This window comes from Terrimonas ginsenosidimutans (assembly GCF_022012415.1).
Classification (GTDB): Bacteria; Bacteroidota; Bacteroidia; order Chitinophagales; family Chitinophagaceae; genus Terrimonas_A; species Terrimonas_A ginsenosidimutans.
Window position 1 is genome coordinate 330,311 of record NZ_JAKLTR010000007.1, and the last position, 8,691, is coordinate 339,001.

Annotated in this window: 7 protein-coding genes; 6 read left to right on the forward strand and 1 reads right to left on the reverse strand. The window is 45.7% G+C overall.

Annotation, left to right across the window (positions count from 1 at the left end; all coding sequences use genetic code 11):
- The first annotated feature begins 46 nt into the window (after positions 1-46).
- The 6 genes from LZZ85_RS13315 (at position 47) to LZZ85_RS13340 (ending at position 5,441) form a co-directional block, all read left to right on the forward strand.
- Complete coding sequence (locus LZZ85_RS13315; RefSeq protein ID WP_237872470.1) at positions 47-1,069, forward strand: GHMP family kinase ATP-binding protein; 1,023 nt, start codon at positions 47-49, stop codon at positions 1,067-1,069.
- A gap of 34 nt (positions 1,070-1,103) precedes the next feature.
- Complete coding sequence (locus LZZ85_RS13320; protein ID WP_237872472.1) at positions 1,104-1,676, forward strand: D-sedoheptulose-7-phosphate isomerase; 573 nt, start codon at positions 1,104-1,106, stop codon at positions 1,674-1,676.
- A 156-nt stretch (positions 1,677-1,832) separates the two neighbouring features.
- A complete protein-coding gene (locus LZZ85_RS13325; RefSeq protein ID WP_237872474.1) occupies positions 1,833-3,071 on the forward strand; it encodes a DUF2264 domain-containing protein in 1,239 nt (412 codons plus the stop codon).
- A 74-nt stretch (positions 3,072-3,145) separates the two neighbouring features.
- Positions 3,146-3,736: a hypothetical protein gene (locus tag LZZ85_RS13330; protein ID WP_237872476.1), complete on the forward strand. Its 591-nt coding sequence runs from the start codon at positions 3,146-3,148 to the stop codon at positions 3,734-3,736.
- Between the two features lie 122 nt (positions 3,737-3,858).
- The gene (locus LZZ85_RS13335) at positions 3,859-4,596 is read left to right on the forward strand and encodes an energy transducer TonB (RefSeq protein ID WP_237872478.1); all 738 of its coding nucleotides are present in this window, start codon (positions 3,859-3,861) and stop codon (positions 4,594-4,596) included.
- A 218-nt stretch (positions 4,597-4,814) separates the two neighbouring features.
- Positions 4,815-5,441, forward strand: a complete 627-nt coding sequence (locus LZZ85_RS13340; RefSeq protein WP_237872480.1) for a hypothetical protein — start codon at positions 4,815-4,817, stop codon at positions 5,439-5,441.
- Positions 5,442-5,633: 192 nt separating this feature from the next.
- Here LZZ85_RS13340 and LZZ85_RS13345 read toward each other — a convergent pair whose 3' ends face one another.
- Positions 5,634-8,450 (reverse strand): outer membrane beta-barrel protein, encoded by a 2,817-nt coding sequence (locus tag LZZ85_RS13345; protein WP_237872482.1) that lies wholly within the window; start codon positions 8,448-8,450, stop codon positions 5,634-5,636.
- Positions 8,451-8,691 lie beyond the last annotated feature (241 nt).

Sequence of the window (8,691 nt, forward strand, 5' to 3'; positions counted from 1 at the left end):
CGCAGATCTGATTTAAAACAGTCAAAAGAAAAATCATCCTGCAAAAATGATATTCAGAAGTAAAGCTCCATTACGCATAGGACTAGCCGGTGGCGGCACAGATGTCAGCCCCTACAGCGATCTGCACGGAGGAGCTATTCTCAACGCTACGCTGTCATTATACGCAAACGCAACGATAGAATTATTGCCCGAAAACAAGATCATTCTCCACGCAATGGATCGTGATGAGCAGGAAGAATACGACTGGGCAACATCATTACCGATCAATGGAAAGCTCGATCTCCTGAAAGGTGTTTACAACCGCATTCAGAAAGACTACGGCATTCCGGAGAAAGGGTTCCGCCTGTCAACCTTCGTCGATGCGCCCGCAGGATCTGGGCTCGGCACATCATCCACCTTAGTGGTGGCCATTATTGGCGCCTTCACTGAGATGCTGAAACTTCCACTTGGAGAATATGATATGGCGCATTACGCTTACGATATCGAGCGGAATGATCTGAAGCTGGCGGGAGGAAAGCAGGATCAGTATGCAGCAACATTCGGCGGGGTGAACTTTATGGAGTTCTATGGTGATGATAAAGTGATCGTGAACCCGCTTCGCATCCGCCAGGAATATTTATTCGAGCTGGAAAATAACCTGTTGCTTTATTACACGTCCACAAGCCGCGAATCCGCTGAGATCATCAAAAAGCAAAGCAAGAACGTTGTCGATAAAAAAGGGAGCTCTATTGATGCCATGCACCAGTTAAAAGAGCAGGCACAGCAAATGAAGGAAGCTTTGCTGAAAGGAAAACTCGCACAGATAGGAGAGATCCTTGATTTCGGTTTTCAGCAGAAAAAGCAAATGGCGGAAGGGATCAGCAACCCGCTGATGGAAGATATTTACACTACGGCAAAAGCGGCAGGTGCCACAGGAGGGAAAATCTCCGGAGCCGGTGGTGGCGGATTCATGATCTTCTACTGCCCCGCGAATACGAAATATAATGTGATCAAACAATTAGAACGTTTTGGTGGGAAGCATCGCCACTATCAATTTGTAAAGCACGGTCTGAAGACCTGGACGATTTAAATAAACCTGTATCCTGATTCAATACTCCATTACAATGAGTAAAATAACAGACCTTATTCAAGCTTCGATTGATGTAAAGCAGCAGGTGCTGGCAGATGAGAACCTGCTTCGGGTTATTCAGCAATCTGTCGATCTGATCACAGACGCATTCAAGAAGGGCAATCGCGTTTACTTCTGTGGCAATGGCGGCAGTGCAGCAGATGCGCAACATCTTGCGGCGGAGTTCTCGGGGCGTTTTTATACAGACAGGAAAGCGCTGCCGGCAGAAGCATTGCATTGCAATACCTCGTATCTCACAGCGGTGGGAAATGACTATAGTTTCGACCTGATCTATGCAAGGCTGATCGATGGGATCGGCCAGGCGGGGGATGTGTTGCTGGGGCTTTCGACATCAGGGAATTCAACCAATATCGTCCGCGCGTTTGAGAAAGCGAAGGAGAAGGGAATGCATACGATTGGGTTTACAGGATTGACGGGTGGACAGCTGAAAGCAGTGAGTGATCTGCTGATCAATATTCCTTCTGCTGATACACCGAGGATACAGGAGAGTCATATACTGGCGGGGCATATCATTTGCCAGTTGGTGGAAGAGAATATCTTTGGATGAGGCTGGCGTAGAAGTATCGCAAAGGACGCAAAGGAAACGCAGAGGGCGCAAAGGATATCTTTGCGCCCTCTGCGTTTCCTTTGCGTCCTCTGCGATACTTTAAAACCAACGTGTAAAAATCTTTTCCTATCTTCCTGCCTCTATAAACCGCTATCAATGTTAAGGAACACTTTAGCTGCCGTATTTATCTCGCTCATCACATTTTCTGCATCTGCTCAAAAGAAAAGATCACAACCTATACCGGTCCAAACAGACCGTCAGTTCTGGCTTACAGAAATGGATAAAATGTGCCGTCCTGTTTTATCAGCACTCGCACATGACAGCCTGCGCATCCTCATGCCGAAAGTTGTATCCAACCGTTCAGACAATCCCGAAAGCAGAACGAAAGTGATGTATGTAGAAGTCCTTGGACGTGTACTAAGCGGCATCGCCCCATGGCTGCAATCAGAAGGCGGCAGTACAGCTGAAATCGCATTACGTGATCAATACCGTGCATGGACACTTCAAGGGATGAAACATGCGCTGGATAGTACATCTAAAGACTTCATGCGATTTGATATCAGCGGTCAGCAACTAGTAGATGCGTCCTTTATCGCTTACGCTTTTGTTCGGGCGCCCTGGCTTTGGGAACATCTCGGTGCGAATGAAAAGGCGCTGTTGATGAAATCTATCAGGTCAACACGCCAGTTCAGGCCGGTATTTTCCAACTGGTTGCTGTTCTCCGCAATGAATGAAGTCTTTATTGCGCAATATGGCAATGATTGGGATGTGATGCGGGTGGATTATGCCTTGCGGCAGCTGGAACAATGGTATGTGGGAGACGGTCTTTATTCTGATGGCGTAGTGTATGCCAATGACTATTACAACAGCTATGTGATACATCCTTTTCTCGCAACCATTGTAAATGTGATCGGAAAGAAGACCAATGCCTATAATGCGATGGCAGATAAGATCAAAAAAAGAAATGAACGCTACGCAGTGATACAGGAAAGATCGATCAATACGGACGGAACTTTCCCGGCGATCGGACGTTCGATCATTTATCGTGGTGCAGCTTTTCATCACCTGGCAGATATGGCCTGGAGAAAAGCGTTGCCGGCACAATTGAAACCAGCACAGGTACGTGGCGCGTTAACGGCAGTGATCCGGAAAACGCTCGAGAGCCCGACTACTTATAAAAATGGCTGGTTGTCGATCGGCCTGTATGGCGAGCAACCGGATATTGCAGACTCTTACAATAACCAGGGAAGTATGTATCTCTGCACGGCGATATTCCTGCCGCTTGGTTTACCGGAAACTGATCCATTCTGGGCGGATCCGGCGATGAAATGGAGTGCGCAGCAGATCTGGAGCGGAGAGAATTTCCCGAATGATCATAGTGCGGACCTGAGATGAGTGACCGTTGACCGTTGTCCGTTGTCCGGTCCAGGACGTTCGTGTATTATGCCTCAAATCCTGATAACCAACAAATGAAATCAGCATCGATAGTACATGCTTTTGCTTTATTAATGGGTGTTGCTGTGAGTGGATGGGCAACGGCGCAGCCTCAATCTTTGCCGGAATCCAGGCGGGATGTCGATGACTGCACCATAATGAATACTTATACCAAATCTCATTTTTTTCGGGAAGGTAGTGTGGAGGCCTTCCAGTATGATGCTGTTAAGAATGATTCGATAAACAGTCATATTTTATTAGTAACCTCATACGGACAAGTCAGAGGCATTGAAATGCTTCATTTAATCGTCGACTCTGTGAGTAGCGGTAATGTAAAGTTCACCAGAAAGGATTTCAGTGTCCTCAGCCGGAGAATAAACTTGTCTGACCAGTCACTTGTAAATTTCTTTGAGACAAATGAACCCGAAGGCTTTTATTTCGGCACATGCAAGCATCACATTGACCATGTCACGCAAACCCTGGTCATATCAAATCCAAAAAAGGACAAGTGGATTGAAGTAACAGCAATGGACATATATTTAAAAGACCTGTTGGAGATGAACAAGGGTTTTGAATCTTTAAAAAATATTGTAGAAATGCTACAGTATCTCAACCCCCATTTTTAAGCGCCAATAAGACGAAATAATTCGTTTTCGCTTATTTTAATATTTGCATCAACCGGATCGTACAACTACGATTGTTTAAGCGAACGAAAGCCGTTTATTTGTTACCTGATCAAACTTCATCAATGAACATAAAGCATCTTTTAATCGCGAGCCTGGCAATCGTAACCCTGAATCTTTCTTCTTTAGCCCAAAGCTACCTGCCAGACAGAATCATTCCATTTACGTACGATCTTGTTGTTCAGTATAAAAAAGGATTGTATGGTCTGAAAGAAGCGGGTGCGGAAGGAAAGGAGATGCTCCCTGCAAAATATCATTCATATACGATCCATGATTTCAATACCTCGCTTGGTATTTCTGTCATAGAGTTTAATGGAACTAAACTCGCAACAAAATATTTTACATCCGGCAGGAAAGAGATAACAGATTCCATATATAAGGAGCTTGTACATGCACATAATTTTAAAGAACAGATTGCCGGCACCGTCAGCACGCGCAATTCTTCACCGGACACGGATACCTCTAATTCCAGCGCATCCGATTCGGTAGCGGAAAATGCCACCTTTGCAAAAGTTCAAACTGATCCATGGTTCAGATCTGGACAAAAAGATGCCGCAACGTATATTAACGAAGAAATAAACAACGCAAAGAAAAATTCACCCGTTAAAGACAAAGGCGTCGTTACAATCAGCTTCGTTGTTGAAAAGGACGGATCAATATCAGCGCCTTCCGTAACAAAAAGTTCTTCCGACGAACTTTCAAAGCTTTCGCTTGGCATTCTTCAGAAAATGCCTGTATGGCAACCAGCCGTTCAGGGCGGACGTGCAGTGCGTGCATTACATAAATTGAGTTTTGAATGGTGATACAGCAAATCCATCTGATCCTTCGACAAGATAGAGAAAGGACTTTGGAAGTTTGAAGGCCTTATAGTTTTAAGGGTAAAACCTCAGTATCTCATCTATTAAACACTTAAACCGTTAAACTCTTAAACTTTTAAACCTTCCCCCGGCTGATCAGAGTAGAGTTAATGATTAAACATTGATAATAATGTGTAACTTGGCGAACCTAAATCAAATCAGGCATGAGATCTTCAATTCTTCATGCCGTTAACACCAATTCAAGTATGAAAAGACGTAATCTTGTTTCTTCGTTGGTCCTGATAACAGGACTTTTTTTTGCTGTATCCATGGTATCCTGCAGTAAAGATGGCGCTGATGGTCCTGCTGGTGCAGCTGGCCCCGCCGGCCCGGCTGGTCCTGCAGGTCCTGCTGGTCCTGCTGGCTCCGGTAACGTAATCTATTCTGCATGGCTTGATCTGGCATTTAAGCCCGATACCATTCACCGCGTAAATGGCACCATTGATACGATAGGCTATTATTCAAACCTTGACGTGCCTAAACTCACCCTGGCATTGCTGAGTACCGCGGATATAAAAGTGTACGCCAATTTTAATAACGCTACTGATCCTGTCATTTATCCGTTGCCTTACAATTCCCCAAGCGGTGTTTACATCGAGTTTGCGGCTTCCACGCAAAAGATCACTTTCTATTCCAATGTAGACGCTGGTACCGAATTTGACAATAATGGGAGGAAATATTTCCAATACAGGTATATGATCGTGCCCGGAAGCACAAGTGCAAGATCGGCATCTCCGGTAAACTGGTCCGATTATACTGCCGTAAAAGCGTATCTCGGATTAAACGACTAAAAGAAAGAGGCTGTCTTCACTAAGACAGCCTCTTTCTTTATTGGTTCAACTGCAAACCTCCATAAAATTATACATTTACGATACTGCTCTTAAAGATCAATATCCAACGCTTAAGCAATAGCCTGTACCTTCCGGCTTTTGCTATACAAAGATATTATACTGTTGATTAGTAAGTGGCCCTGCGCCGATTGCTTACATCCTGCTCCGGTTGCCACCACCACCTTGCCTCGACTGCCGACCCTGCGTTGCAGGCGTAGCCTTATTGCCTCCATTCCCTCTGCCTCCACCAAACTTCTGCAACCTGTAATTGAATGAAATCAGGAAGTATCTCGCCAACCTGTTACTCCTGCTATCAATGATCATCGTTTCATCAATCGTTCTTGAAATGCCTGTATTCTCATTGAACAGGTCAAATCCCTGTACGCGAACTGTTGCCAGCTTATTCTTCAGGAAACGGTATTCTGCATATACATTCAGGATAAGCGGATTCGCATTCACATTACTGCTGAAGTTATAGTTGATCACCTTGGAGAGATCATATCCCAGTGTCAGATCCTTGAAGAAATAGTTCTTTCCATTAACGCCGAGGTTTAATGTCCGCGCTTTTGTTGTATTCGTATAGGTTGAATATTTAGTGGTGGTTCGGTAGATCGTATAATCTGCTGTCACGCCTGCATCCATCACATCATTGATATCAACACGCAGCGTTGTACCGGGTCGAAGATTGAGGTTGCTTCCGCGGTTACGCTGGTTATCTGTATAGGAAATATTATTGCTATAGCTGGCATTGAAATTGACCGTTGCAGTAAACTTCCTGTTGAAGAAGGGTTGCGTATAGGAGCCATTTCCATTCACGTGATAAAAACCATTTGTATTCAGGTACGAAACGGTGCGGCCCGTACCAGATGGATTGTTCACACGGCTGTTCACGATCTTATTATCTGTTTGGTCGAATGATACATTGGAAAATAAGGAACGTCCTGATTTGTTATCAAACTTGTTATACTGCAAGCTCAGTCTCCTGGTCAGTTCCGCACGAAGATTTGGATTTCCTACCACGATATTGTTCAGGTTGGAACTGTCCACAACGGGCTGCAGCTGCATAAAATCCGGTTCGCGGCTTTGCCCGCCATAGGTAAGCGTTAATGAATGACTCCGTGCGAAATTATATACGAACCGGGCCGATGGGATCCAGTTCATATTCCGGAAATTGGTATTGATGTCCTTGCCAACTGACTGTCCGCTCAGGGTGGTTGGTTGAGAGATCACCCCGATCACATAATTATATTTTGTAGAGTTTCCCTTCAGGCTTAGTCCGATCCTGTTGGTGACAAACTGATAATCGAAATGGTTGCTTTGGACGGGGTTAAGGTTTTGTTCGCCTGTCAATGGATCCACATCATTTACGCCGCGCTGGTTCTCTGTTGCGGAGCGGTTCCATTCATAGTTCAATTCAAGTACAGTACGGTTATTGCCGGTCTGGCTGCCAAGCGGCTCAGTATATGATACACGTGCAGTGGTACGTGTATTGCGGTTGGTGATATCAATACGCTGTTGCTGGATCGTATCCGCGACGATCACCGGGAAAAAGGTGGAGTCGGCATTCGTGTAATTGTTGCGGATATTTTGCAGTGCATCCCTGTAAGAGTAGTTGAAGTTTCCGCTGATGTTCAGGTTGCGCCCTTTTTTGGGAAACTTGTGATTGAATGTCAGATCAGTTCCTGCATTTGGCGCTGTGGCGCTGTTTTCCGACCGGCTGTCATTCAGCGTATAATAACCTTTTTGACTGATGGAAGAGTTGCTGACGCTTTCGGAAGAAGAGGAAGAAGTGGATACAAATGGAGAGATCTTCAGATAGTTCATTGAATCGATCTTGTATTCCATATTGAAAGTAACCCGGTGGTTATAATTGGAAGAATGGGAATTGCTGTTCCGTTCCGTAAAGCGGATATTCATCGGGTTGAAATCCTGCGTTTGGGATGTACTGATATTATCAGAGCTGCGGGAAGAGAAACTGTAGCTTCCGTAGACGGAGATCTTTTTTCCCCAGGTATCGCGGAAATTCAGGCCGGCAGATCTTGTCAGGCTGATCCCGTTACCGCCGCCGCCACCGCGTTCGGAACCACCGAAGTTCGCGCCACGGGCACCGCCGCCGCGCCCACCGCCATTAAAATTGAACGTATTTGCATTGGTGTTGTTGATGGAGCCGATAAAGGAGATCTGCCGTTCGCCGTTGAAGACATTCGCAACAAGCGATCCTGCATAGCGGTCATCCGTACCTGCGGCAACTGTTGCACTACCGAAAGTGCCTTTGTTCTTATCCTTCCGGATATTGATATTAATGATCTTTTCCGGCTCACCGGATTTGATACCGGTAAGATTTGCCTGGTCGCCATAATCATCAATGATCTGAATATTGTCAATAATATCAGCCGGAAGGTTTTTTGTGGCCGTCTGAACGTCTCCTCCAAAGAAGTCTTTGCCATTGACCCGCACACGGGCCACTGGTTTTCCCTGTGCCTGGATCTGGCCATCTGCGCCGACAGTAACGCCCGGCAGTTTTTTGATGACATCTTCCACCGGTGCTCCCTCCCGTACCTGGTAAGCGCTTGCCTTGTACTCGATCGTATCTTCTTTGACCGTGATGGGGTTCACCGATTTGACGATCACTTCTCCGAGCATGGAAGGCTCAGGCGCCAATTGAATAGAACCAGCATTGATCGTTCCGCTTACAACCGCATATGTCTTAGAAAAAGGAGTAAAGCCGATGTTTGTTATTTCAAGCTTGACAGAAGGAGAGGAGATACCTGATCTGCGGAGGGTAAAACTCCCGTCTCTGTCTGTAACAGCACCTGCGCTGTCTTTTCCCGCCAGCAATTTAACGGACGCACCGAAGATGGGTGAACCGGTGGAATCAGTAACGACCCCTTTGATAGAAACAGTCCTCTGCGAAAAGGCAGTCGTGAGAAAGATCATTCCAAGAACAAGAAAAACAATATGGCGATACATGCAGGATGGTTATGAAGTTTAGATGTTATTTATGTGCTATACTTTCGCCGGCCGGCGTGATTTTTTCCCGTTTGATCAGAAAGTGTTTAGCGTTAATAGTTTAATTGACAAATAAATTTTGTTTACCGTTGTTGTTCGACCGAATAATTTCTTGATAGCTTGATGGCGTAGGGGAACGCGGCGGACGCGGCGATACGCGACGCGCGCGGCGAATACAAAGTCTGCTATGGCTGTTTTCGCT

What these genes read in the sequence shown, in the direction of transcription:
- LZZ85_RS13315 (WP_237872470.1), top strand. Translation starts at nt 47, where the DNA reads ATGATATTCAGAAGTAAAGCTCCATTACGCATAGGACTAGCCGGTGGC.
- LZZ85_RS13320 (WP_237872472.1), top strand. Translation starts at nt 1,104, where the DNA reads ATGAGTAAAATAACAGACCTTATTCAAGCTTCGATTGATGTAAAGCAG.
- LZZ85_RS13325 (WP_237872474.1), top strand. Translation starts at nt 1,833, where the DNA reads ATGTTAAGGAACACTTTAGCTGCCGTATTTATCTCGCTCATCACATTT.
- LZZ85_RS13330 (WP_237872476.1), top strand. Translation starts at nt 3,146, where the DNA reads ATGAAATCAGCATCGATAGTACATGCTTTTGCTTTATTAATGGGTGTT.
- LZZ85_RS13335 (WP_237872478.1), top strand. Translation starts at nt 3,859, where the DNA reads ATGAACATAAAGCATCTTTTAATCGCGAGCCTGGCAATCGTAACCCTG.
- LZZ85_RS13340 (WP_237872480.1), top strand. Translation starts at nt 4,815, where the DNA reads ATGAGATCTTCAATTCTTCATGCCGTTAACACCAATTCAAGTATGAAA.
- LZZ85_RS13345 (WP_237872482.1), bottom strand. Translation starts at nt 8,450, where the DNA reads ATGTATCGCCATATTGTTTTTCTTGTTCTTGGAATGATCTTTCTCACG.